Source organism: Streptomyces thioluteus (assembly GCF_039535865.1).
Map to the genome: position 1 here is coordinate 1 of NZ_BAAAXZ010000031.1, position 23,142 is coordinate 23,142.

The following is a 23,142-nucleotide window of genomic DNA, read 5'->3' on the forward strand; positions in this document are numbered from 1 at the left end:
CCCCCGCTTCCACTCCTCGGGGGCGACGGCCTCGGCCTCGGCGGCCGTGCCCGTGATCCGGGCGACGACGGCGAGCTGCTCCCGGAAGGTGAGCGACTCCGGGCCGGTGAGGTGGTGGGGCGCCGCCGCGCGGCTCCGGGTCGGTGAGGACCGCGAGGGCGGCCTCGGCCAGGTCGCGTTCGTGGATCGGGTCGGCGTGGGCGTCGGGGACGGGGAGGCGGACGGTGCCGGTGGCCCGGAGGGCGTGGGGCCAGGCGAGCGCGTTGGTGGCGAAGGCGCCCGGCCGCAGGAACGTCGAGGTGATCGGCGAGGCGGCCAGGGCCTGTTCGGCGGCCCAGTGGCCGCGGGCGATGGGGTCGGCGGCCGGGTCCGGGACGAGCACGGAGGACGACGACAGCAGCACGATGTGCCGGACGCCCGGCGGTGGCGGCCGCGGCGAGGAAGTCGTCGATGCGGGAGGCGTCCGCGTAGAGGAAGACGGAGGTGACGCCGTCGAGCGCGGCGGGGAACGTCTCCGGGTCGTCGAGCGCGCAGCGGACGCGGGGTACGTCCGTCGGGAGGTCCGTCGGTTTCTCCGGGGCCCGGGAGGCGGCGCGGACCGGCAGGCCGCGGGCGTGCAGGAGCTCGATCAGGGTGCTGCCGACGCGGCCGCGGGCGCCGGTGACGAGGGTCGTCATGGTGGGGGGCGTGCCTTTCGTAGGATGCGTGGGGCGACGGAAGAGTGCGTCGCGGAAATATTGTGTCGCGCAAAGATCGCGCCGCGCAAGTAAATTTGATCGTGGTGGAGCGGTGGAGGTGTCCGGTGGCGGACCGGGGCGAACTGGTGGCGCGGGTCAAGGCGGAGAGCCGGCGGCACTACGCGGTCTACGCGTTGTTCAACCAGGCCATGGCCTCACGGATGGGGCTGCACCCCACGGATCTGCAGTGCCTGAGCCTGCTGGAGATGGAGGACCGGCCGCTGGGCACGGGGGAGATCGCCCGGCTGACCGGCCTGACGCCGGGGGCCGCGACGCGGCTCGTGGACCGGCTGGAGAAGGCGGGGTTCGCGGAGCGGCGGGCCGATCCGGCGGACCGGCGGCGGGCGTTGGTCGTCCTCGCGGCCGATGCGGTCGGGAGGCTGGGGGAGGCGTGGGAGGGGCCGGGGCGGGCGTTCCGGGAGCTGCTGGCCTCGTTCCCGGACGAGCAACTCGTGGTGATCGAGGAGTTTTTGCGGCGGGGGTCGGAGGTGGGGTTGGGGCAGGTGGAGCGCTTGCGCGCCGGAGGCGCGCGGGAGAGGTGAGTCTCCCCGCCCCCCCCAACCCTCCTCCGTAAAAATCTATTACGCCGAAACACGCCGAGGTGTCAGTGCGGATGCCGGGGCTTGCGTATGGCGGCCATCATTGTGTACGTCCCAAGGAAACAGAGGCCTCTGCGTGCGAGACAGGGCGGCAAATCACGCAAAGAGGGTGCCCTTGCGGTCAGTCTCACGTCATCGGGTGGATGTCGATTGGTCGTCAGAAGTAGGGTGAGCTGACAGGAAGTCGTTGACGACTGTGGAACGATGGAAGGCTCGACTTATCTGGGCCAGGAACCTTGCCTCCTGGTTCAGGTCGTCACGGCCAGGCATGTTCAGGCGCATGGCCTCGCCGGGTGGCGAATTGTGATTTTCCGGGGTCAACACGCTCCGCAGGCAGCAAGTGATCGCAGTGGCTTCTACAGAGTCCCTCACCGAATCGAAGGATTCAGTCCAATGCGTGTTGTTGAAACAAACGTGAAAATTTCTGCACCCGTATCCCTGGTTTGGGATGTGCTCGTCAGTTTCGACAGGTATGTTGAATGGAACCCGTTCATGGTCAAAGCGGCGGGTCGTGCCAAACCGGGTGAGCGGCTCGCTATCACCCTACGGCAAAGTGGCGCCCGCGCGATGTCGTTTAAGCCGAAGGTGCTCGTCGCCGATCCGGGCAGGCACTTGCGGTGGATTGGCAGGCTGCTGGTACCCGGGATTTTCGACGGTATGCACGAGTTCATCCTGACCGAGACCGGCAGAGGAACCTCTTTTGACCACAAGGAGACGTTCTCCGGCGTGCTGCCGGCGCTGATGGGGAGCAAGCTGGACTCGACCGCGCTGGGTTTTGAACAGTTCAACCAGGCGCTCAAAGACCGTGCGGAATCTCTGCATTCTGCGACCAGTTGAGGCGGATGGTAGGGCTGAGTCCTCCCGCTGCGCGCGGGGCGCGTCGACCCGCGCTCCGCGCAGTTGGGGGGCTCCGCCCTGCACCCTGATGTCAGCGCTGCGTGCGACTGGGACGTTGGGCCGCCCTCGACCCCGCAGCGCTCTCCGGGTGAAGTCCGCAGCTTGACTCTGTCGGGGACCTTGGCGACGTCAAGGTCAACTGCTGGCAGCCTGCCAGGACTTCATCCGAGGGATTTCCTTCCGGCCCAGGAAGTTCTGAAGGCGGCCGACGGACGGGGCGGGGCGCGTCAGCCGGGGGTAGACCGCTGAGGCGCTCGATGTTCACAGCGACAGCGGTGAGCATCTGGCGGTGAAGGGGCGGAGCGCGGGGACGAAAGCTCCAACGCCTCCTCATACCGCCGCAGCACCACCGACACCACCTCCCTCCCCGCCCCCAGCACATCCGTCACCGCATCCGCCCCCGCCTCCCGCGCCCCCGCCGCGATGCGGTCCGGGAGTCGGCCGGGGGCCAGGACGTAGCGGGCCACGGCGACCCGTTCGCACCCGGACGCCCGCAGTGCGCGTACCGCCTCCTCCGTGCGCGGGCCGGAGGCCGAGGCGTAGGCGCAGCGCACCGCTCGCCAACCGGTGTGCTGCCAGCGGCGGGCGACGTCCTCGACCACGGCCAGCCCCCGGGGGTCGGACGTGCCCGCCGCCGCCAGCACCACCCCCGTTCGGGAACGGTCGCGTACCCCCGCCTCCGCGAGGCGGCGTTCCAGGGCGGTGACGAGGAGGGGGGACGGGCCCAGGACGGCTGCCTGACGGACCGTCAACGACGGTGGGCAGGAGGAAAGGAGGACCTCCGGGATGTCCGTCTGCGCGTGGAACGCCCGCGTCAGCAGCAGCGGCACCGCGACCGCCGACCGCACCCCGTCCGCCGCCAGCCGGGCCAGCACCTCCGGCACCGACGGCGTGCAGAAGTCCAGGAAGCCCGACTCGACCCGTACGTCCGGGCGCCGCGCCGCGACCCCGGCGCGCAGCGCGGCGACCGTCGCCGCGTGCCGGGGGTCGCGGCTGCCGTGGGCGACGAGTACCAACGTCACGCGGCCAGCCCCCGCGTTCGCAGCACCCGCCGTTCCAGCGGGCTGAAGACCGCCAGGTCGATGGCGATGCCGACGAAGAGGATGAGGAGGATCCCCAGCAGCACGCCCGGCATGTCGGAGTCGGTGCGCGCGTTCTCCAGGTACTGGCCCAGGCCCAGCCCCAAGTCCGGGGAGGACGCGATGAGTTCGGCGGCCATCAGCGAGCGCCAGGAGAAGGCCCAGCCCTGCTTGAGCCCGGCGATGTAGCCGGGCAGCGCGGCCGGCAGCAGGACGAACCGGGCGCCCCGCGCCCCCGTCGCCCCCAGCGTCCGGCCGGCCCGCAGATAGAGCGGGGGGACCTGGTCGATGCCGGAGACCAGCCCGTTGGCGATCGACGGCACCGCGCCCAGCAGGATGACGGCGTACATCGCGGCGTCGGTGATGCCGAGCCAGATGACGGCCGCCGGTACCCAGGCGACGGAGGGGAGGGACTGGAGGCCGGAGAGGATCGGTCCGAGCGCCGCCCGGACGAACGGCACCCGGGCCACCAGCAGCCCCAGCGGTGTGCCGATGGCGAGGGCGGCCGCGAAGCCGAGCAGGCCGCGCGAGACGCTGGTCCAGATGATGTCGAACAGCGTCCCGTTCAGCCACAGTTCGCGCAGGCTGCCCCAGACCGCCGAGGGGTCGGGAAGCTTGTAGTCGGCGGTGACCCCGGCGACGACGAGGAGCTTCCACACGGCGAGCACCAGCAGCACGGCGGTCAGCGGGGGCAGCACCTTGCGGAGCAGAACCTGGCGGAAGGGGGTGCGCCGGACCTGTACGGCGTCCAGCGCGTCGAGTCCGGCCTCCAGGCCGGCCAGGTCCGGATGGACGGTCTCAGTGTTTGCCATGGCGGCGGATCTCCCCCCGTAGTTCCTCGGTTATCTCCACGGACAGCTCCGCGACGGCCGCGTCCTCGATGCGGCGCGGCTGCGGCAGGTCCACCGTCCACTCCCTGGCCACCCGGCCGGGCCGCGACGACAGCAGCACCACCCGCTGGCCCAGCCGGACCGCCTCGCGGACGTTGTGGGTGACGAAGAGCACCGACAGCTCCGTCCCGCTCCAGATCCGGGCCAGTTCGTGGTGCAGCACGTCCCGGGTGATGGCGTCGAGCGCGGCGAACGGCTCGTCCATCAGCAGCAGCCGGCTGTCCTGGGCCAGGGCGCGGGCGAGGGCCACGCGCTGGCGCATGCCGCCCGACAGCTCGTGCACCCGCTTTCCGTACGAGCCGCCGAGCCGTACGAGGTCGAGCAGCCGCTCGGCCTCCGTCCGCCGCCCGGACCGGGGGACGCCGCGCAGCCGCAGCGCGAGCTCGATGTTGCGGCCCGCGGTCAGCCAGGGGAAGAGCGCGTGCTCCTGGAACATCAGCGCCGGGCGGCCGCCGGGCACGTCGATCGTGCCGGCCGTCGGCCGGTCCAGCCCGGCGACCAGGTTGAGCAGGGTGGACTTGCCGCAGCCCGAGGCGCCGAGCAGGCAGACGAACTCCCCCGGTCCTACGGTCAGGTTGATGTCCTCCAGCACGGGACGGCCGTCACCGGAGCGTCCGAAGCTCTTGCCGACGTGGTCGAGACGGACCGCGTGGTCCAAGGTGGTCATGGTTGCCGGGGCCATCCGGACCTCCGAGTACGTGGGCGGACACTGCCGTGGGCGGACACTGCCACTACTGCTTGCCGAGCTTCGCCGCGCTCACCGCGGGCCTGCCCTCGGCCGCGAGCACCTTGTTGAGCAGGGTCAGGTCGTAGATGCCGGACAGGTCGGGCCGGTCGAGCAGCCCGGCGGCCACGGCGTGGTCGGCCTCGGCCCGCAGCGTCGAGGCGAGCGGGTCGTCGAGGGTCCGGATCGACTTCCAGGCCGGGTCGAGGATCCCGGCCGGGAGCGCCTTGCCGGAGAGCCTCTTCAACGCCTCGTTGGCCGAGGCCTTCGCCTGGTCCGGGTGGGCGGCGATCCAGGCGTTGGTCCGCACCGAGCCGCGCAGCACGGCCTCGACCACGTCCGGGTGTGCGGCCAGGAACTTCTGCGACACGATCATATTGGTGATCACGAACTTGCCGTCCGGCCACAGCGAGGACTCGTCCAGCAGCACCTTGCCGCCCTCGGAGACCAGCTTGGACGCGGTGGGCTCGGGCACCCAGGCGCCGTCCACGGAGCCGGACTTGAAGGCGTCGGGGATGACCTTGTTGTCCGTGCGGACCACCGAGACGTCGCCCTTGCCGCTCTGCGGATCGACCTTCCAGCCCTTGCCCGCGATCCAGTTGAGGAAGGCGACGTCCTGGGTGTTGCCCTTCTGCGGGGTCGCGATCCGCTTGCCCTTGACGTCGTCGAGCGAGCCGATCTTCTTCGGGTCGACGACGAGCCTGACGCCCCCGGAGGCGGAGCCGGAGACGATGCGCAGGCTCCTGCCCTTCGACTTGGCCCAGCCGTTGATGGCGGGCGACGGGCCGATCCAGCCGATGTCGATCGAACCGGCGTTGAGCGCCTCGATCTCGGACGGTCCCGCGTTGAAGGTGGCCGACTTGAGCTTCGTGCCGCCGAGTTCCTTCTGCAGGATCCCCTCCTGCTCGCCGACCAGGGGGGTGGCGTGCGTGATGTTGGGGAAGTAGCCGATGCGGACCGTGTCCGCGGAGAGCTTCCTCCCTTCCGTGGCCGTGGACCTGGCGTCCGTCTTCGCGGCCTGGGAGCCGTAGCCGCAGGCGGTGAGCGCGGCGGTCAGCAGCGGCAGTGCGGCCAGGGCCGCGAGTACGCGGCGGGCCGGGTCGGGGGCGGACATGAGGGGGCTTCCTCTCGACGGTCCGGACGGGCCTGGGCGGGGGTGGGGGGTACGGGCGTCAGCGCGCACATCGGCCGACTCCGCCCTGTCCGCTGCCGAGGGCGCCGCTGCCCACGCGGCCGCCCTTCTTGTCGAAGTCCGTGAAGAAGTCCCTGAAGAAGTCCTGCGGTCCCATGTCAGAAGTCCCAGCCCTCGTCGTCCGCCGCGTCCTCCGCGGGCGCGCCGAACGCCGCGCCCGCCATGCCCGCCGTCAGCGTCGTGCCGTCGGCCGGGTCGATCAGCAGGAAGGAACCGGTGCGCCGGGAGACGGCGTACGGGTCGAGCGCCAGCGGCCCGTCCGTGCGCAGCACGACCCGGCCGATGTCGTTGGCGGCCAGTTCGTCCGGGGCGGGGTGCTGGGACAGGTCGGCGAGGTTCAGCCGGGACGGGAGGTCCTTGACGATCGCCTTGACCGTGCGCGTGGTGTGCTTGAGCAGCACCCGGTCGCCGGTCCGCAGCGGCCGGTCGGCCACGTGGCACACGGTCGCCTCCACGTCGCGCACCGGGACGGGCGCGTCGGCGGCGGGGGCGATCAGGTCGCCGCGCGAGACGTCGAGGTCGTCGGCGAGGCGCACGGTCACCGACTGCGGGGCCCAGGCGACGTCGGCCGGGGTGCCGAGCGCGTCGAGGGCGGCGATCGTGCTGGTGCGGCCGGAGGGCAGGACGGTCACCGGGTCGCCGACGCGGAGCACGCCGGAGGCGATCCGGCCCGCGTAGCCGCGGTAGTCGGGGTGCTCGGCGGTCTGCGGGCGGATGACGTACTGCACGGGGAAGCGGGCCGGGTCGGCGGTGGGGTCGGCGACGACCGGGACGGTCTCCAGGTGCTCCAGCACGGTCGGCCCGCCGTACCAGTCCATGTGCGCGGACGGCGTCACCACGTTGTCGCCCGCGAGCGCCGAGATCGGGATCGCCGTCACCTCGGGGACGCCCAGCGAGGCGGCGTACGCGCCGAACTCCTCGGCGATGCGGGCGAAGACGGGCTCCGCCCAGTCCACGAGGTCCATCTTGTTGACGGCCAGCACGACGTGCGGGACGCGCAGCAGGGCGGCAACGGCGGCGTGCCGGCGGGTCTGTTCGACGACGCCGTTGCGGGCGTCGACCAGCACCACGGCGAGTTCCGCCGTGGACGCCCCGGTGACCATGTTGCGGGTGTACTGCACGTGTCCGGGGGTGTCGGCGAGGACGAACCGGCGGCGGGCGGTGGCGAAGTAGCGGTATGCGACGTCGATGGTGATGCCCTGCTCGCGCTCGGCCCGCAGCCCGTCGGTGAGCAGGGCCAGGTCGGGTGCGTCGTGGCCGCGGCTCCGGGAGGCGTGCTCGACGGCCTCCAACTGGTCGGCCAGTACGGACCGGGAGTCGTGCAGCAGCCGCCCGACGAGGGTGGACTTGCCGTCGTCGACGGATCCTGCGGTGGCGAATTGCAGCAGGGTGGTGGCGGCGGCGTGCTCGGGTGTGGTCATGCTTCGTCCCTGGAGCTCATGAAACGGGTGAAGGGGCTCGAAGAGGCGGGGCTTCGGAAGGGGACTTCAGAAGTAGCCCTCTCTCTTGCGGTCCTCCATGGCCGCGTCCGAGAGCCTGTCGTCCGCCCGGGTGGCGCCCCGCTCGGTGAGACGCGAGGCCGCGATCTCGGCGATCACGGCGTCGGTCGTCGTGGCGTCCGACTCGACGGCACCCGTGCAGGACATGTCGCCGACGGTGCGGTAGCGCACCCGGCGCTTCTCCACCGGTTCGCCGTCCTCGGGCCCGCCCCAGGCGCCGGCGGTCAGCCACATGCCGTCGCGGCGGAAGACCTCGCGCCGGTGCGCGAAGTAGATCTCCGGGAGCTCGATCCGCTCGCGGGCGATGTACTGCCACACGTCCAGCTCCGTCCAGTTGGACAGCGGGAAGACGCGGACATGCTCGCCGGGGGAGTGCCGGCCGTTGTAGAGCTGCCACAGCTCGGGGCGCTGGCGGCGCGGGTCCCAGCCGCCGAACTCGTCCCGCAGGGAGAAGACCCGTTCCTTGGCGCGGGCCTTCTCCTCGTCGCGGCGTCCGCCGCCGAAGACCGCGTCGAAGCGGTGCGTTCCGATGGCGTCGAGCAGCGGGACGGTCTGCAGCGGGTTGCGGGTGCCGTCGGGGCGCTCGCGCAGCCGCCCGTCGTCGATGAACTCCTGGACGGACGCGACGTGCAGGCGCAGCCCGTGGCGGGCGGCCGTGCGGTCGCGGTAGGCCAGCACCTCGGGGAAGTTGTGCCCGGTGTCGATGTGCAGCAGGGCGAACGGCAGCGGGGCGGGGGCGAAGGCCTTGAGCGCCAGGTGCAGCATGACGACGGAGTCCTTGCCGCCCGAGAAGAGGATCACCGGGCGCTCGAACTCGCCCGCCACCTCCCGGAAGACGTGCACCGCCTCCGACTCCAGGACGTCCAGGTGAGAGAGGACGTAGGGGCTGTCGGTGGTCACAGGAGCCCCTTCCCCGCCAGCAGTCCGTACACCGCGTCCGCCGACTCCGTCACCGTCCGGCCGTGCGCGGCCAGCCGCAGGTCCGGGGCGTCCGGGGCCTCGTACGGGTCGTCCACGCCGGTCAGTCCGGATATCTCGCCCTTCGCCTGCCGCGCGTACAGGCCCTTCACGTCGCGCTCCGCGCACACCTCCAGCGGCGTCGCCACGTGCACCTCGACGTAGGGCGTGCCGTGCTCCAGGTGCCGTTTGCGCACCGCCTCGCGGGAGTCCGCGTACGGCGCGATGACGGGGACGAGGACGGTGACGCCGTGCGCGGCGAGCAACCGGGCGACGAAGCCGATCCGTTGGACGTTGGTGTCCCGGTCGGCGCGGGAGAAGCCCAGCCCGGCGGAGAGGAACGTGCGGATCTCGTCGCCGTCCAGCACCTCCGCCCGGCGGCCCTCGTCGCGCAGCCGGCCGGCCAGCGCGCGGGCGATCGTCGTCTTGCCCGCGCTCGGCAGGCCGGTGAGCCACACCGTGGCACCCGTCATCCGGTTCCCTCCGGGTTCCGTCTCGGTCATCCGTGCAGTCCGCACTCGGTCTTGGCCAGACCGGCCCAGCGGCCGGCCCGGGCGTCCTCGCCCTCGCGCACCCGGCGGGTGCAGGGTGCGCAGCCGACCGACGCGTAGCCGTCCATCAGCAACGGGTTGACGAGCACGCCGTGTTCGGCGACGTAGGCGTCCACGTCGTCCTGGGTCCAGCGGGCGATCGGCGCCACCTTGACCTTGCCGCGCCGGGCGTCCCAGCCGACGACGGGCGTGTCCGCCCGGGTCGGGGACTCGTCGCGGCGCAGCCCGGTCGCCCACGCGTCGTAGCCGGCCAGCCCGGCCTCCAGCGGTCGGACCTTGCGCAGGGCGCAGCACAGGTCCGGGTCGCGGTCGTGCAGCTTCGGGCCGTGCTCGGCGTCCTGTTCGGCCACCGTCTGCACGGGGGTGAGGGTCAGGACGCGGACGTCCATCACCGCCTCGACGGCGTCGCGGGTGCCGATGGTCTCGGGGAAGTGGTAGCCGGTGTCCAGGAAGACGACGTCCACGCCGGGCCGGACGCGGGAGGCGAGGTGGGCGACGACGGCGTCCTCCATGGAGGAGGTGACGCAGAAGCGCCCGCCGAAGGTGTCGGCGGCCCAGCGCAGGATCTCCAGGGCGGGGGCGTCCTCCAGCTCCCGGCCCGCGCGCAGGGCGAGTTGCTCAAGGCTGCTCATGCGGGCCTCCCGGGGCGGTGCGCCGGGCGAGCAGCCCGAGGAACTTCAGCTGGAACGCGCGGTTGCAGGCGGCGCACTCCCAGGCGCCGTGGCCGCTCTCGTGGGGGCGCAGGTCCTCGTCGGCGCAGTAGGGGCAGTGGAAGGGGACGGCGCGCGCTCCCCCCAGCTACCGCTGGGCGGTTCTCCCAGCTCATGAGAGGTCCTCCTCCGAGGCCCGGGCGGTCCACGCCGCGAACCGCTCGCCGTCCGTGCGCTGTTCGAGGTAGCGGCGCAGTACGCGCTCGACGTAGTCGGGCAGCCCGTCCGACGTGACCTTCAGGCCGCGGACCTTGCGGCCGAAGCCGGCCTGGAGCCCGAGCGCGCCGCCCAGGTGCACCTGGTAGCCCTCGACCTGCCGGCCGTCGTCGTCGAGGACGAGCTGGCCCTTGAGACCGATGTCCGCGACCTGGATGCGGGCGCAGGCGTTGGGGCAGCCGTTGAGATTGATGGTGAGCGGCTCGTCGAACTCCGGGAGCCGTCGCTCCAGTTCGTCGATGAGGGACGCGCCGCGCGCCTTGGTCTCCACGATCGCGATCTTGCAGAACTCGATGCCGGTGCAGGCCATCGTGCCGCGCCGGAAGGGGGACGGGGAGACGCGCAGGTCCAGCGCCTCCAGTCCGGCGCTGAGGGAGGCGACCTGGTCCTCCTCCACGTCGAGCACGATCATCTTCTGCTCGGCCGTGGTGCGGAGGCGGCCGGAGCCGTGTTCCTCGGCCAGTTCGGCGATCTTCGTGAGGGTGCTGCCGTCCACCCGGCCGACGCGCGGGGCGAAGCCGACGTAGTAGCGGCCGTCCTTCTGACGGTGCACGCCCACGTGGTCGCGCCAGCGCTCGACGGGCACCTCGGGCGCGGGGCCGTCGAGGAGCGGGCGGCCGAGGTACTCCTTCTCCAGCACCTCGCGGAATCGTTCCGCCCCCCAGTCGGCGACGAGGAACTTCAGCCGGGCGCGGGTGCGCAGCCGCCGGTAGCCGTAGTCGCGGAAGATCCCGATGACCGCGCCGAAGACGTCCGGCACCTCGGACAGCGGAACCCACGCGCCCAGCCGGACACCGATCTTGGGGTTGGTGGACAGCCCGCCGCCCACCCAGACGTCGAAGCCCGGGCCGTGCTCGGGGTGGCGGACGCCGACGAAGGCGACGTCGTTGATCTCGTGGGCCACGTCGAGCAACGGGGAGCCGGAGACGGCCGACTTGAACTTCCGGGGCAGGTTGGAGAAGTCGGGATTGCCCACGAAACGGCGGTGGATCTCGTCGATCGCCGGGGTGCCGTCGACGATCTCGTCCTCGGCGATGCCGGCGACGGGGGAGCCCAGGATCACCCGGGGCGTGTCGCCGCATGCCTCCGTGGTGGACAGGCCGACCGCCTCCAGCCGCCGCCAGATCTCGGGGACGTCCTCGATGCGGATCCAGTGGTACTGGATGTTCTGCCGGTCGGTGAGGTCCGCGGTGCCGCGGGCGAACTCCTGGGAGATCTCGCCGATCACCCGCAACTGCCCGGTGGTCAGCCGCCCGCCGTCGATGCGCACCCGCAGCATGAAGAACTTGTCGTCGAGTTCGGCGTCCTCGAGGATGGCCGTCTTCCCGCCGTCGATGCCGGGCCTGCGCTGGGTGTACAGCCCCCACCAGCGCATCCTGCCGCGCAGGTCGGCGGGGTCGATCGAGTCGAAACCCGTCTTCGAGTAGATCGTCTCAATTCGTGTCCGTACGTTGAGACCGTCGTCGTCCTTCTTGAACTGCTCGTTGCCGTTGAGCGGGGTGAAGTGGCCCACGGCCCACTGGCCTTCGCCTCGGTGGCGGCCGGTCTTCCGGCGGGCCGCCGCTTCGCCGGCGGCGGGGGACTTCGGGGTGGCAGGCATGGCGATCCGTCCTTCGGGAGGTGCTGCTGCTGTCCTGCTGCGGCGGTGCCGGGCGGTGCGGGGGCGGGTCGGTGGCGCACAAGGGCACGCCTGTCACCTGCGGATGGACGCCAAAGAGCGTGGAGCTGTGCGCACTTGCGGACCGGAGGGGGCGAACAGGAACACGTCCGTCCACGACGACGGGGACGGCGGTGGGGAACGGTGGTGCTGCGGCTGTCAGCCCGCCGGACAGATGGCGCTGAACATGCGGCCGAGGTCGACGTGACGCCGGCTCACCAAGGCAATCCCAGCTCGTGACATGAGGGAAGAGTGGCACGCAGGTCTTGGAACAGTCCACCATTTGCCGGAATGTGAGACACCCCGTCCCGGAGAATGGGACGGGGTGGCGCGGGGGCGCGTCCGCGCGTCAGACGGCCGCGCCCTCGTGCGCGCCTTCCGGCACGCCGTCGTACGGGCCGTCGTGCGCCCCCGGCCAGGGGCCCGGCGCGGCGACGGCCGGCTCGTCCGCCGTCTCCGTCGCGAACACCCGGAAGCCGCGCCGCTCGTAGTTGGCGAGCGCGTGCGGGCCGTCCTTGGTGCAGGTGTGCAGCCACACCCGCCGCGTCGGCTCCCGGTCCGGCCACCTCTCCGCCAGGTCCCAGGCCCGCTCGGTCCCGAACGCCAGCAGGTGCCCGCCGATGCCCCGGCCCTGGAAGGCGGGCAGCAGCCCGAAGTAGACGATCTCGACCGCGCCTTCCGGCTGCGCCTCCATCTCGATGTAGCCCGCCGGCGTCCCCCGGTCGTAGGCCACCCAGGTCTCCACGCCCGGCCGCTCCAGATGCGCGCGCCACCGCTCGTACGACCACGGCAGCCGGTCCGTCCACGTCCAGTCGCCGCCGACGGCTGTGTAGAGGTACCGGCTGAATTCGGGCGAGGGCACCTCGGCACGGACGAACCGGATCTCCGGTCCCGGGGCCGGAGCGGAGGGCGGGACCGGATCGGCCGGTGAGGTCATCTGCAGGGACCAGGTGGTCACGGAGATCGTCGCGTCGTTCATGGCCCCACCCAACCACGGCCCTCCCGGCGGCCCGTCCGGGCCCCTCGGCGGGTGAACACACCGGTCGGAGGCGGATACCGTTAGCGCGTGCAGGAAGCGACAAATGAACCACCGGGGGCCACGGAAGGGCCGGCTCCACCGAGCCCGGGCCCTGTACCGGAACGTTTCGAAACGCAGGATGGCGTGGCTGCTCCTCAAGGACACCGTCAACTCCTGCATGGAATATCGGGTCACGGGACTGGCCGCGGAAGCGGCCTTCTTCACCCTGCTCTCGCTGCCGCCCCTGCTCCTCGCCCTCATCAGCCTCCTCGGATACCTGGACGACTGGACGGGCACCCACACCATCGAGAGCCTGAAGAACAACATCATCAGGGCCTCGGCGGCCGTCCTCTCCGACCGCGGCGTCGAGGACATCACCAAGCCGCTGCTGCACGACGTGGACAAGGGCGGCCGCCGCCCGGAGATCGTCTCCCTGGGCTTCGCCATCGCCCTGTGGTCCGGCTCGCGGGCTGTGAACGTCTTCATCGAGACCATCACGATCATGTACGGGCTGGAGGGCAAGCGCGGCATCGTCCGCACCCGGCTGCTCGCCTTCCTGCTCTACATCGTCGCCCTGCTCATCGGGGCGGTGGTGCTGCGCGCTGATGGTCATCGGCCCGGAGACGATGGTGAGCATCCTGCCCTGGAGCGAGGGCCTCGTCCGGTTCCTGTACTGGCCCGTGGTCATCGTGCTGTCCATCGCGTTCCTCACCACGCTCTACCACGTGTCCGTCCCGGTGCGTTCGCCCTGGCAGGAGGACATCCCCGGGGCGCTCGTGGCCCTGACGATGTGGGTGTTCGGCAGCTTCCTGCTGCGCATCTACCTCACCCACACCGTGGAGGGCCCCACGATCTACGGCTCGCTCGCCGCGCCCGTCGCCGTCCTGCTGTGGATCGGCGTCTCGGCCTTCGCGGTGCTCGTCGGGGCGGCGGTCAACGCGGCCATGGACCGGGTGTGGCCGTCCGTCGCCACCGCCGCCGCCCGCGCCGACGTCGACCGGCAGCGCGCGGCCGCCGCAGCCCGGACGGTGGCGGAGCGGGCCGCGTTGGCGATGGTCCACGAGTACGAGGACGACCCCGCCGACCCCGCCGAGGCGGGGGAGGACGACGGCGTGGCCGGGGCAGGACCGGGTGCCGCCCTCGGAGTTCCCCGAGCGCTGGGCGCAGTTCCTGCCGCCGGAGGACGTGCGGACGCGGCTGCAGCACGTGAAGGGGGAGAAGGGCGGGAAGCACCGCAAGGAGTAGCGGCTCCGCTATCCGGCCGGGCGCGGGGCGAAGGGTGGAAAACCCTTCGCCCCGCGCCCTTTCGCATGCGTAGAGTCCTCCCGAAGTCCTCCCGGACCATTCGGACTCTTCGGAAGCAGGAGGTGAGATCGCGATGACGGTCTTCACAGGGATCCCCGCGTACCGCACCACCTCCTCCCTCCTTCCGAAGGAACACCACTGTGTCCACCGCTGCTCACCCCCTCACCGCCTACGGCTGGGACGAGGGCTTCGCTGACAGCCACGCCCCCTTCGCCGTCCGGGGCCTCGTACCCGGCCGGATCGTCCGCGTCGACCGCGGGCACTGCGACGTCGTCGTCGCCTCCGCCGACGGCACCGGCGTCCGCACCGTCCGGGCCGACGCCGCGCCCGTCGCCACCGGTGACCCGATCGGCATCATGTGCACCGGGGACTGGGCGGCCGTCGACCTGACCGCCGGCCACGTCCGGGCACTGCTCCCGCGCCCGGACGTGCCTTCGTGCGCTCCACCTCCTCCAAGCGGTCCGACGGCCAGATCCTGGCCGCCAACGTGGACCGGGCGGTCATCGCGTTCGCCCTCACCGCCGACCCCGACCTCGGCCGCGTCGAACGGTTTCCTCGCGCTGGCCTGGGAGTCCGGCGCCGAGCCCGTCGTCGCCCTCACCAAGGCGGACCTCGTGCCCGACGCGGGGACGCTCGCCCATCTCCTCGCCGACACGCGGGCGGTGGCGCCGCGGGGCGCGCGGGTGCTGGCCGTCAGCTCGGCCACGGGCGAGGGCGTCGGCGAGCTCGCCGCGCTGCTCGCCGGGGGCACGGGCGTGCTGCTCGGCCAGTCCGGGGCCGGCAAGTCCACGCTCGCCAACGCGCTCGTCGGCGAGGACGTGCAGGACGTGCGGGGCCATCCGGGACCGCGACGGGAAGGGACGGCACACGACCACCACGCGCAACCTGCTGCCGCTGCCCCTGCCGGGCGGGGGCGTGCTCATCGACACGCCGGGGCTGCGGGGGGTGGGGCTCTGGGACGCGTCGTCCGGTGTCGCCCGGGCGTTCTCCGGACGTCGAGTCGCTGGCGGCGGCGTGCCGCTTCCACGACTGCGGTCACGACGGGGAGCCGGGGTGCGCGGTCGCGGCGGCGGTCGCGTCCGGCGAGCTCGGCCACCGCCGGCTCGACAGCTACCGCAAGCTGCTGCGGGAGAACGCGCGGGATCGCGGCGCGGACGGATGCGCGTGCTGCGGGCGGAGATGCGGCGGGAGTGGAAGCGGCGGCAGGCGAGGGGGAGCGGGCGGCGGATCTGAAGCGAGGCCGCTCGCGCCGCTAGGCGTTCTCCGGGGGGTTTGCCCCGCCCCGCCCTTTCACCGTTTCCGCAGCAGCACGCTGCGTGCGCTGTCCTCAAACGCCGGACGGGGCTGAACAGCCCGTCCGGCGCTTGAGGACTTCGTCCGAAGGACGAATGGGGTCCGGGGTCTCCCCGGGAAACGGTGAAAGGGCGGGCCAGGGGCAGTAAAACCCCACCGTCCGATTCCCGCCAGTCGCACCCGCCCACCTGCTCCACACTGGAAACGTGAACGCCACCCCCGACGACGACCTCCGCTACCGAGCCGTCTCCAGCCGAGACGCCCGCTTCGACGGCACCTTCTTCTTCGCCGTCGCCACGACCGGCATCTACTGCCGGCCCAGTTGCCCGGCCGTCACCCCCAAGCGGCGGAACGTCCGCTTCTACGCGTCGGCCGCCGCCGCGCAGGGCGCCGGGTTCCGGGCGTGCCGGCGGTGCCGGCCCGACGCCGTGCCGGGGTCGGCGGAGTGGAACCTGCGGGCCGACCTCGTCGGGCGGGCGATGCGGCTGATCGGCGACGGCGTCGTGGACCGCGAGGGCGTCCAGGGCCTCGCGGACCGGCTCGGCTACAGCACCCGCCAGGTGCACCGGCAGCTCACCGAGGAGCTCGGTGCCGGCCCCCGTCGCCCTCGCCCGCGCCCAGCGCGCCCACACCGCGCGCGTCCTGTTGCAGACCACGGAACTGCCGGTCACGGAGGCCGCGTTCGCGGCCGGTTTTCGCGAGCGTGCGGCAGTTCAACGACACGATCCGCGAGATCTACGCGCAGACCCCCACCGCCCTGCGGGGCGCGCCCCGGGCCAAGGGGGAGGAGCCGCAGCCGGGCGGCATCCCGCTCCGGCTGGCGCACCGCGGCCCGTACGCCGCCCGCGAGGTCTTCGCGTTCCTCGAACGCCGGGCGATCCCCGGCGTCGAGGAGATGACGGGCGTCCCGGGCGCCCGGACCTACCGCCGCACCCTGCGGCTCCCGTACGGCACCGGCATCGCCGAGGTCCAGGAACCGCACCGCGCCGCCGCCGGCTGGCTCGCCTGCCGACTGCACCTGACCGACCTGCGCGACCTGGCCGCCGCCGTCCAGCGCGTACGGCGCCTGTTCGACCTGGACGCGGACCCGGACGCCGTCGCCGAACGGCTGGGCGCCGACCCGGCGCTGCGCCCGCTGGTCGCCGCCCGGCCGGGCCTGCGCTCACCGGGAGCGGCGGACGCGGACGAGCTCGCGGTGCGCGCGGTGCTCGGCCAGCAGGTCTCCGTCGCGGCGGCGACCCGCCTCGGGGCCCGGCTCGTCGCCGCGCACGGCACCCCGCTCGCCGCCCCGGACGGCACGCTCACCCATCTCTTCCCGGAACCCGCCGCCCTGGCCGCCGCGGAGTCCGCCGGCATGCCCGAGGCCCGCGCGACCACCCTGCGCACCGTCGCCACGGCCCTCGCGGACGGCACCGTGCGCCTCGACCCGGGCGCCGACCGCGACGACACCGAGCGCCGGCTGCTCGCACTGCGCGGCGTCGGCCCCTGGACCGCCGGCTACATCCGGATGCGGGCGCTCGGCGACCCGGACGTCTTCCTCCCGGGCGACGCCGGTGCCCGGCGCGCGCTCACCGCCCTCGCCACGGGACCGGGAGCCGAGGACGCCTGGCGTCCCTGGCGCTCGTACGCCCTGCACCACCTCTGGAACCTCCGGAACAAGGACTCCTGACATGCTCTGCACCGAAATCGACAGCCCCCTCGGCCTCCTCCTGCTCGCCGGCCGCCCCTCGCCCACCGCCCCCGGCGGGACCGCGATCGTCTCCCTCTCCGTCCCCGGGCAGAAGGGCGGCGCGACCGTCGGCCCGGACTGGCGGCGGGCGCCGGAGGCGTTCACCGAGGCGGGCCGGCAGCTCGCGGGGTACTTCGCCGGCGAACGGCGGGAGTTCGACCTGGAGTACGCCCCGGACGGTACGGACTTCCGCCGCCGCGTGTGGGACGCCCTCGACTCCGTTCCGTACGGCGCCACCACCACCTACGGCGAGCTGGCCCGGCGGATCGGCGCCTCCCGCGCCGCGGTGCGCGCGGTCGGCGGCGCCGTCGGGGCCAACCCGCTGCTGGTGCTGCGCCCCTGCCACCGGGTGATCGGCGCGGACGGGTCGCTCACCGGGTACGCGGGAGGGCTGGAGCGCAAGCGGTACCTGCTGGACCTGGAGCGGTAGGTGTTCAGCGGCGGGCCGCCGTCCACCCCCGTTCCGCCGCGATCCATCCCAGCTGGAGCCGGGTGGTGACCCCCGCCAGTTCCATCAGCCGCTTCACCCGGCGCTGCACCGTCCGCAGGCCCAGCCCGAGTTGCTTGGCGACGCTCGCGTCGGTCAGCCCGGACAGCAGCAGCGACAGCACCGCCAGGTCCGTGGCGTCGGGGCCGGCGGACGGGAGCGCGGCGGCGACCTGCCCCCCGGCCGGCCACAGCGGGCGCGCCTCGCGCCACATCGTCTCGAACAACATGACGAGCGAGTCGAGCAGTTCGCCCGGGCCCACCACGAGCGCGGCCGGTTCGGCGTCGGGTGCGGCGACGACGAGCAGTCCTTCCCGGTGGTCGGCGAGGAACAGTTCGGCCGGCACCCGCTCGGCGATCCGGACCAGGTGCGCCCCCGCGCGGTCGACGGGCGCGGGACGCACCCTGCGGTCAACAACGGTCCGGTGATGTACGCCCCGCGCGTCTCCCGTGTCAACCCAGGGGCGGTTCCTCACCAGCGCGCACACTTCTTCGACCGCCCCCAGCCGCAGCCGGGTCAGCCGGCGCGTCACGGCCTGCGTCCCGGTGACGACCTCCACCGCCGCACCGGTGGCCGGCGGCCCGTCCTGCGACCACTCGCGCCCGTGCTGTCCTGCGCGTCTTTCCCGTTCCGGATTCCCGACGACCGCCGGGCCTATGGCACCGGGCATATGACACCCCTCCCCACAACGGTGTTGCGACTGCCGCCATCATCCCGTGCGGAGGGCCTCGTGCACTCTTCCCGTATGCCCCGCAGTGTGGACAATAAGGGCATGAGTCAGCTGGGGGATCAGGGACAAGAGGACGCCTGGTGGGCGGAGTTGTACGGCCGGCCCGTCGAGGCCCCGGACTCCGCCGCCGGTGAGGACAGCCTCGACGACCGGTTCGCTTCGGCAGCGGCCGTCGTGGGCGGCGACCCGCCGCCCCCGTCCGCGGCTCCGCCCGGCCGCCCCCCGGGCACCGCGCCGCCGCCCAGCGGCCTGCCCGCCCGCGCCAGTTGGTCGCTCTCCCTGGGCGGCGCGCTCCCCGACCCGTCGCGGCTGCCCCCGCTCCCGGACCTGGCCGGCCCGCTCGAAGGCCCGCCCCCTCCGCCGCCCCCGCCCCCACCGCCCCCACCCCCACCGCCTCCGCCCCCTCCTCCGCCTCCCGCGTCCGGGCGGACGTCCCGGCCTCCCGACGCCACCGAGCCCCACTGGGAGCTGGGAGTGCCCCCGGCGGGCCCGAAACGCCGCCCGCCCCGGACGGCCTCCGCCGTCCCCGCCACCTTTCTGTCCGACGCCCCCGGAACGCCCGGGTCCCTCCGGAGCCCGGGGGGACCGGACGCCGCTCCGGCACCGGAGGCACCCGGCGCCGCTCGCGCGTCGGACGCGTCCGCCCGGCCGAAGGACCCCCGGAGCCCGGGGAGGACGAGCCCGGCCCGGCCGTCGGAGGCGTCCGCCGGGGCGGATTCCCCCCGGGTTCCGGGGGCGAGGGGCGCTGCCCGCTCGCCGGAGGTGTCCCCCGCGCCGAGGTCCTCCCGGCCCCCGAGGGCATGGGACTCCGTACCGGTCCCCCGGGACGTCCACCGGGCCCAAGGACCCCCGGAGCCGACGGGCCCCCGCCCCGGGTCCGGACGGGTCCGTCGCGCCGGAGTCCCTCCGGACCCCGGGAGCGGCGGACGTCCCGCCGGAGGCCCCCGGGGCGTCCGGGTTCCTCGGGGCGCCCGACGTCTCCGGGACGGCCGAGGCGTCCGAGTCGGCCGCGTCGCTGGAGGCGGCGGTGGTCGCCCAGGTCCCCCGGCCCCGCCGCCGGGACGGCACCCGCTCCCGCGTGCCCGAGTTCGTCGGCCAGGGCCCGCCCACCTACGAGGCCGAGCCGACCGCCTGGCCCGAGGCCGACCCCGGCGTGCTGGACGACCTCGTTCCCGACACCGTCCTCGACGGGGCGCGGTACGGGGCCATGACGCTGCGGGCCGTGTCCCTGCGCGGGGACTCCGCCCGCTACCGCGGCGAGCCGCGGCGCGACGCGCTGCTCACCGCCCGGTTCGGCGGCGGGGAGGACGCCGTGCTGCTGGTCGCCGTGGCCAGCGGGGCACGCGCCGCCGAGGGCGCGCGCACCGCGCGGCGCGCGACATCTGCTCCTGGCTGGGCGGCGCGGTCGGCCGCAGCCACGCCCCGGCTCGGCGAGGACATCCGGGCCGGGCGGCGCGGCGAACTGCGCACGGGACTGCACCGGTTGACCGACCGCTCCTACGGCCGGCTGCGCGCCCGCGCCGCCGAACTGGGGCTGCGGCCCGCCGAGTACACGGCCGCCCCTGCGCTGTCTGCTGCTGCCGGCCGATGTCCGCTGCCGCACCCGGGTCTTCTTCGGCGTCGGAGGCGGCGGTCTCTTCCGGCTGCGCGAGGGGGCCTGGCAGGACCTCGACCCCGAGCCGCGCGCGGACGGCGCCCCCGGCGGCGTCCCGGAGACCGGCACGCCCGCCCTGTGCGAGGACCGGATCACCGTGGACCTCGGCATCCCCACGCCCGGCACCACCCCCGCCATCGACCCCCGAGGAGGTGCCGAGCGAACCCTTCCGCTTCCGCGCCTCGGTGGCCCGGCCCGGTGACGCGCTGCTGCTGTGCAGCGCGGGTCTGGCGGAGCCGCTGCGCGGGGAGCCCGCGCTGGCCGACGCGCTGGCCGAGCGGTGGGGCGCGCGGACGCAGCCGCCGGGGCTGGCCGAATTCCTGGCCGACGCGCAGCTGCGCGTCAAGGGCTACGCCGACGACCGCACGGCGTGCGCGATCTGGGAGACGTAGCACGGCGCCGCGTAGCACGACGTGGCGCGAGCGCGAGCGGGCCGGGAGCGTTTCCCGGCCCTTTCGCGCGCCTTCTCCGGGCGAAGTGTCCGCCGGGGAGCGACTATTCACCACCGGCGCGGGACGTGTCCGTATTCCCGCCGCACCGCCGACCTACATCGCCGACGCACTTCACCGATGTTGAGGGGTCAACAGGAGTCGTTCCCCCGGGCGCGGGGCATGCATTTGCCGTGAGCCTGTTCGATGCCGGGGGCGCCGGGGAGGGGTCGGGGCGGACGGAAATGAAAAGGCGGACTGCACGCTGGGTGGGCGCGGGGAACCGCGAAGGTCGGGAAGGGTCCGCGGACGGCACGGCTTCGGAAGAGGTGGGGAAAGGGGGACGGGAGCCGTGCTGGGAAAGACGGCTCCGGCGCGGTGACCTGGCCGCCGTCGCGGAGACGCGGGCCGGACTGCGCCGGTTCCTGGAGCACTGGGGGGCACCCGGGCGGGCCGAGACCGCCGAGCTGCTGACGAGCGAGCTGGTCACCAACGCCCTGCTGCACACGGACGGCGGCGCGGTGGTGAGCGCCGTCCTCTCCGGCGGCCCCGCCGCCCCCGCCAAGGGGCTGCTGCGCGTGGAGGTGCGGGACCTCTTCTCCCGGCGTCCGGCGCTGCGCGCGTCCCCGGTGGTGCCGGACCCCCGGAATCCCGGGGCCGGGACCGTCGACGCGGCCGGGACCGCGACCTCCGGTGCGCGGCCTGCTGCTCGTCGACTCCCTCGCGGACTGCTGGGGCGTACGGGCCCACGGGGTGGGAAAAGCCGTGTGGTTCGAGCTCGGACGCCGAGGACCGCTGACGGTCACGGGCGGTCGAGGGTGGTCACGACGCGCGTGCCGACCGCTCCGCTCCGAGCCGCGGGGGCCCGGAGGGAGCGGGTCAGCCGATCTGCTTGGCGATGCGCGCCAGCCGCTCCTCCAGCGAGTCGAGCCGCTGGATGGGCTGGGTGTCGTCCTCGGCGGTCAGGTCGATGGGCTCGCCGGGCCCGGGCCGGTTCACCGCCTGAAACGGGCGATTGTGCAGGGGGAGCTGCTCCGGGTCGGTTATGGAAGGTTCCGGTCCGGACTGCGAGCCGATCTGGGCCGGCTGCGGAGCGGACGCCACCGCGGTCACCTCCACCTGCCGTCCGCCGCGCGCCCGCCCCCACAGGATGCGGTGCTGGCGGTTGTACGCCTTGAGCCGGGCGCGCTCCAGCTTGCCCGCCTCGCGGCGGCGCAGCCGGTGCTGCTGCCGCTGCCGCTTGTCCTCGCGGACCTCGTCGACCGCCTCGTCCAGCGTGCGCACGCCCTCCAGGAGCATCAGCGACCAGGCGCCGAACGTCTCGCGCGGGGCCCGCAGCCAGCGGACCATCCGGATCTGCGGCAACGGGCGGGGGACCAGCCCCCTGTTCGCGCAGCGCGGCCCGGCGGGTCTGCTTGAGCGCGCGGTCGAAGAGGACCGCCGCCGACAGCGACATGCCGGCGAAGAACTGCGGTGCGCCCGCGTGGTCCATCCCGCGGGGCGCGTGCACCCAGTTGAACCAGGCCGCCGCGCCCGCGAAGGTCCACACCAGCATCCGGGAGCCGAGCGCCGCGTCGCCGTGGCTGGCCTCGCGCCACGGCGAGCACCGAGCAGAACATGGCCGCGCCGTCGAGCCCGAAGGGGACCAGGTACTCCCAGCCGCCCCACAGGCCCAGGTTCTGCCGTCCGAAGCCGACCAGGCCGTGGAAGGAGAGCGCGGCGGCGACCGCCGCGCAGCAGAAGAGGAGCACGTAGGAGGCGCTGCCGTAGAGGGCTTCCTTGCGCCTTCTGCGTTCCTCGGTGCGTTCCCAGGAATCGGTGGCCGCCAGGTCGTCCGGGCCGTTCTTGCCCCGGGCGTACACCGTCACCGCCACCACGGCTCCGGCGAGCGCCACGGCACTGGGCAAAACCCAATTCAGCGGTATGTCGGTCACTCTCATCTTCTTGCTTCCCTTGCGTCGCGGTACGGCCTTTCGCGCGCCATCCTGGCGGAATCGGCCCGGGAGCCAAGGGGTTTCGTGGCAACTCCCCGCCAATGGACGGCAAGGGCATACGGATAGGTGTGTATCCTCTCGAACGCCATTCAGCGGCAAGGGAATTGTGTTCTCATCAATCCACTCGTCCGGGTGGATTCGACTCGATCGCCTTGTGATCACCCGTTGGGGGCGCTCCGTGGCTCCGGTCCGTTGCGGCCGTGCCCCAACTCGGCCCGTGCGCGGGCCTCTTCGTCCGGCGTCTTGCTCGGGTGCCGCGGGCTCCCGGCCGTCGCGTCCGTCTGCGGGCGGAGTGCTCGGCGCCGGGGCGGTGGGCGCGGGGGAACGCCGTGGAGCACATGGGGATAAGTAAGGCGTACCTTACCCATGCTGGTCCGGGGTTTGAACTGCCGGACATGCCGCCTATGGTTCGAAGGAACACACAGGAGGACCCCCATGGAGCAGGGCAGACCCCATCCCGCCGTGCCGCGCCAGCGCATCGACGGACCCGGCGAACCCGCCCGCGCGCCGCTCGCACCGCTCGCCCCGCTCCCCGGGAGCGCCGCGGCCCGCGGCGAGCACGTCCACGGGTGCGCCGAAGCGCCGGGCCCGGGGCCCGCGCGGCGGATGCCCACCCGCTACTCCGTCCGGGGCCAGGTGCTCGACGCCCTGCGCAAGGCGCTCCTCGGCGGCGAGCTCATACCCGGTGAGGTCTACTCCGGGCCGGTGCTCGCCGAGCGGTTCGGCGTCTCGGCGACCCCCGTCCGCGAGGCCATGCAGCAGCTTGTCCAGGAGGGGGCCGTCGAGGCCGTGCCCA

The 23,142-nt window shown here is 73.4% G+C and carries 19 protein-coding genes and 6 pseudogenes; 9 read left to right on the forward strand and 16 right to left on the reverse strand.

The window, feature by feature from the left end; translation table 11 throughout:
- Together ABD794_RS03895 and ABD794_RS03900 are read right to left on the reverse strand one after the other, a co-directional pair.
- Positions 1-403 (reverse strand): SDR family oxidoreductase (locus ABD794_RS03895; protein ID WP_425585916.1); only part of this gene is annotated, 403 nt, incomplete at its 3' end.
- An 88-nt stretch (positions 404-491) separates the two neighbouring features.
- Positions 492-677: pseudogene (locus ABD794_RS03900) on the reverse strand (NAD-dependent epimerase/dehydratase family protein); the annotation flags it as partial.
- 125 nt (positions 678-802) lie between these two features.
- Here ABD794_RS03900 and ABD794_RS03905 point away from each other — a divergent pair.
- Together ABD794_RS03905 and ABD794_RS03910 are read left to right on the forward strand one after the other, a co-directional pair.
- Positions 803-1,279, forward strand: coding sequence for a MarR family winged helix-turn-helix transcriptional regulator (locus ABD794_RS03905; RefSeq protein ID WP_344960908.1), 477 nt, complete (start codon positions 803-805; stop codon positions 1,277-1,279).
- Positions 1,280-1,729: 450 nt separating this feature from the next.
- Positions 1,730-2,173 (forward strand): SRPBCC family protein, encoded by a 444-nt coding sequence (locus tag ABD794_RS03910; RefSeq protein WP_344960909.1) that lies wholly within the window; start codon positions 1,730-1,732, stop codon positions 2,171-2,173.
- Positions 2,174-2,460: 287 nt separating this feature from the next.
- Here the strand turns inward: ABD794_RS03910 and ABD794_RS03915 are convergent, their stop codons facing one another.
- The 11 genes from ABD794_RS03915 to ABD794_RS03965 all read right to left on the reverse strand — a co-directional run bounded on the left by ABD794_RS03915 (position 2,461) and on the right by ABD794_RS03965 (position 12,687).
- Positions 2,461-3,255, reverse strand: coding sequence for a sirohydrochlorin chelatase (locus tag ABD794_RS03915; protein ID WP_344960910.1), 795 nt, complete (start codon positions 3,253-3,255; stop codon positions 2,461-2,463).
- Positions 3,252-4,124 carry an ABC transporter permease gene (locus ABD794_RS03920; RefSeq protein ID WP_344960911.1) on the reverse strand — a complete coding sequence of 291 codons (873 nt, stop codon included), beginning with the start codon at positions 4,122-4,124 and terminating at the stop codon, positions 3,252-3,254. Before ABD794_RS03920 ends, ABD794_RS03915 begins: the two co-directional genes overlap by 4 nt.
- Entirely contained in the window at positions 4,111-4,869 is a 759-nt protein-coding gene (locus ABD794_RS03925) for an ABC transporter ATP-binding protein (protein WP_344960912.1), read from the reverse strand. The genes ABD794_RS03920 and ABD794_RS03925 overlap by 14 nt, the downstream gene beginning before the upstream one ends.
- 64 nt (positions 4,870-4,933) lie before the next feature.
- Entirely contained in the window at positions 4,934-6,040 is a 1,107-nt protein-coding gene (locus ABD794_RS03930; protein ID WP_344960913.1) for an aliphatic sulfonate ABC transporter substrate-binding protein, read from the reverse strand.
- Between the two features lie 176 nt (positions 6,041-6,216).
- Positions 6,217-7,539 carry a sulfate adenylyltransferase subunit 1 gene (locus ABD794_RS03935; protein WP_344960914.1) on the reverse strand — a complete coding sequence of 441 codons (1,323 nt, stop codon included), beginning with the start codon at positions 7,537-7,539 and terminating at the stop codon, positions 6,217-6,219.
- A 66-nt stretch (positions 7,540-7,605) separates the two neighbouring features.
- The gene (gene cysD / locus ABD794_RS03940) at positions 7,606-8,517 is read right to left on the reverse strand and encodes a sulfate adenylyltransferase subunit CysD (RefSeq protein ID WP_344960915.1); all 912 of its coding nucleotides are present in this window, start codon (positions 8,515-8,517) and stop codon (positions 7,606-7,608) included.
- On the reverse strand, positions 8,514-9,047 hold the full coding sequence (cysC, locus tag ABD794_RS03945) for an adenylyl-sulfate kinase (protein WP_344960924.1): 534 nt from the start codon (positions 9,045-9,047) through the stop codon (positions 8,514-8,516). Before cysC ends, cysD begins: the two co-directional genes overlap by 4 nt.
- 26 nt (positions 9,048-9,073) lie before the next feature.
- A complete protein-coding gene (locus ABD794_RS03950; RefSeq protein WP_344960916.1) occupies positions 9,074-9,757 on the reverse strand; it encodes a phosphoadenylyl-sulfate reductase in 684 nt (227 codons plus the stop codon).
- Positions 9,744-9,923, reverse strand: a complete 180-nt coding sequence (locus ABD794_RS03955; protein WP_344960925.1) for a hypothetical protein — start codon at positions 9,921-9,923, stop codon at positions 9,744-9,746. Before ABD794_RS03955 ends, ABD794_RS03950 begins: the two co-directional genes overlap by 14 nt.
- Before the next feature lie 24 nt (positions 9,924-9,947).
- The gene (locus ABD794_RS03960) at positions 9,948-11,651 is read right to left on the reverse strand and encodes a nitrite/sulfite reductase (RefSeq protein WP_344960917.1); all 1,704 of its coding nucleotides are present in this window, start codon (positions 11,649-11,651) and stop codon (positions 9,948-9,950) included.
- Positions 11,652-12,057: 406 nt separating this feature from the next.
- Positions 12,058-12,687: a GNAT family N-acetyltransferase gene (locus ABD794_RS03965; RefSeq protein ID WP_344960918.1), complete on the reverse strand. Its 630-nt coding sequence runs from the start codon at positions 12,685-12,687 to the stop codon at positions 12,058-12,060.
- A 103-nt stretch (positions 12,688-12,790) separates the two neighbouring features.
- Here ABD794_RS03965 and ABD794_RS03970 point away from each other — a divergent pair.
- The 4 genes and pseudogenes from ABD794_RS03970 to ABD794_RS03985 all read left to right on the forward strand — a co-directional run bounded on the left by ABD794_RS03970 (position 12,791) and on the right by ABD794_RS03985 (position 17,483).
- Positions 12,791-13,971 (forward strand): annotated as a pseudogene (locus tag ABD794_RS03970) (YihY/virulence factor BrkB family protein).
- A 200-nt stretch (positions 13,972-14,171) separates the two neighbouring features.
- Positions 14,172-15,287 (forward strand): annotated as a pseudogene (gene rsgA, locus ABD794_RS03975) (ribosome small subunit-dependent GTPase A).
- A 243-nt stretch (positions 15,288-15,530) separates the two neighbouring features.
- Positions 15,531-16,993: pseudogene (locus ABD794_RS03980) on the forward strand (AlkA N-terminal domain-containing protein).
- 1 nt (position 16,994) lies between these two features.
- Positions 16,995-17,483, forward strand: coding sequence for a methylated-DNA--[protein]-cysteine S-methyltransferase (locus ABD794_RS03985; RefSeq protein ID WP_344960919.1), 489 nt, complete (start codon positions 16,995-16,997; stop codon positions 17,481-17,483).
- A gap of 4 nt (positions 17,484-17,487) precedes the next feature.
- Here the strand turns inward: ABD794_RS03985 and ABD794_RS03990 are convergent, their stop codons facing one another.
- Together ABD794_RS03990 and ABD794_RS03995 are read right to left on the reverse strand one after the other, a co-directional pair.
- Positions 17,488-18,210, reverse strand: coding sequence for a helix-turn-helix transcriptional regulator (locus tag ABD794_RS03990; protein WP_344960920.1), 723 nt, complete (start codon positions 18,208-18,210; stop codon positions 17,488-17,490).
- A 1,308-nt stretch (positions 18,211-19,518) separates the two neighbouring features.
- Positions 19,519-19,740: a hypothetical protein gene (locus tag ABD794_RS03995; RefSeq protein WP_344960921.1), complete on the reverse strand. Its 222-nt coding sequence runs from the start codon at positions 19,738-19,740 to the stop codon at positions 19,519-19,521.
- A 336-nt stretch (positions 19,741-20,076) separates the two neighbouring features.
- Here ABD794_RS03995 and ABD794_RS04000 point away from each other — a divergent pair, with 336 nt between their 5' ends.
- Both ABD794_RS04000 and ABD794_RS04005 read left to right on the forward strand, forming a co-directional pair.
- Positions 20,077-20,316 (forward strand): PP2C family serine/threonine-protein phosphatase, encoded by a 240-nt coding sequence (locus ABD794_RS04000; RefSeq protein WP_344960922.1) that lies wholly within the window; start codon positions 20,077-20,079, stop codon positions 20,314-20,316.
- Positions 20,317-20,597: 281 nt separating this feature from the next.
- A pseudogene (locus ABD794_RS04005) lies at positions 20,598-21,144 on the forward strand (ATP-binding protein); the annotation flags it as partial.
- Between the two features lie 87 nt (positions 21,145-21,231).
- Here ABD794_RS04005 and ABD794_RS04010 read toward each other — a convergent pair.
- A pseudogene (locus tag ABD794_RS04010) lies at positions 21,232-22,292 on the reverse strand (DUF2637 domain-containing protein).
- Between the two features lie 489 nt (positions 22,293-22,781).
- Between ABD794_RS04010 and ABD794_RS04015 the strand changes: the two are divergent.
- Positions 22,782-23,142: GntR family transcriptional regulator (locus tag ABD794_RS04015; protein ID WP_344960923.1), on the forward strand; the 361-nt coding region annotated here is incomplete at its 3' end.

Excerpts from the sequence above, each read along its gene's own strand:
- ABD794_RS03965 (WP_344960918.1), bottom strand. The coding sequence starts at position 12,687 with ATGAACGACGCGACGATCTCCGTGACCACCTGGTCCCTGCAGATGACC.
- ABD794_RS03935 (WP_344960914.1), bottom strand. The coding sequence starts at position 7,539 with ATGACCACACCCGAGCACGCCGCCGCCACCACCCTGCTGCAATTCGCC.
- ABD794_RS03960 (WP_344960917.1), bottom strand. The coding sequence starts at position 11,651 with ATGCCTGCCACCCCGAAGTCCCCCGCCGCCGGCGAAGCGGCGGCCCGC.
- ABD794_RS03985 (WP_344960919.1), top strand. The coding sequence starts at position 16,995 with ATGCTCTGCACCGAAATCGACAGCCCCCTCGGCCTCCTCCTGCTCGCC.
- ABD794_RS03920 (WP_344960911.1), bottom strand. The coding sequence starts at position 4,124 with ATGGCAAACACTGAGACCGTCCATCCGGACCTGGCCGGCCTGGAGGCC.
- ABD794_RS03930 (WP_344960913.1), bottom strand. The coding sequence starts at position 6,040 with ATGTCCGCCCCCGACCCGGCCCGCCGCGTACTCGCGGCCCTGGCCGCA.
- ABD794_RS03990 (WP_344960920.1), bottom strand. The coding sequence starts at position 18,210 with ATGCCCGGTGCCATAGGCCCGGCGGTCGTCGGGAATCCGGAACGGGAA.
- ABD794_RS03925 (WP_344960912.1), bottom strand. The coding sequence starts at position 4,869 with ATGACCACCTTGGACCACGCGGTCCGTCTCGACCACGTCGGCAAGAGC.
- cysC (WP_344960924.1), bottom strand. The coding sequence starts at position 9,047 with ATGACGGGTGCCACGGTGTGGCTCACCGGCCTGCCGAGCGCGGGCAAG.
- ABD794_RS03910 (WP_344960909.1), top strand. The coding sequence starts at position 1,730 with ATGCGTGTTGTTGAAACAAACGTGAAAATTTCTGCACCCGTATCCCTG.
- ABD794_RS03950 (WP_344960916.1), bottom strand. The coding sequence starts at position 9,757 with ATGAGCAGCCTTGAGCAACTCGCCCTGCGCGCGGGCCGGGAGCTGGAG.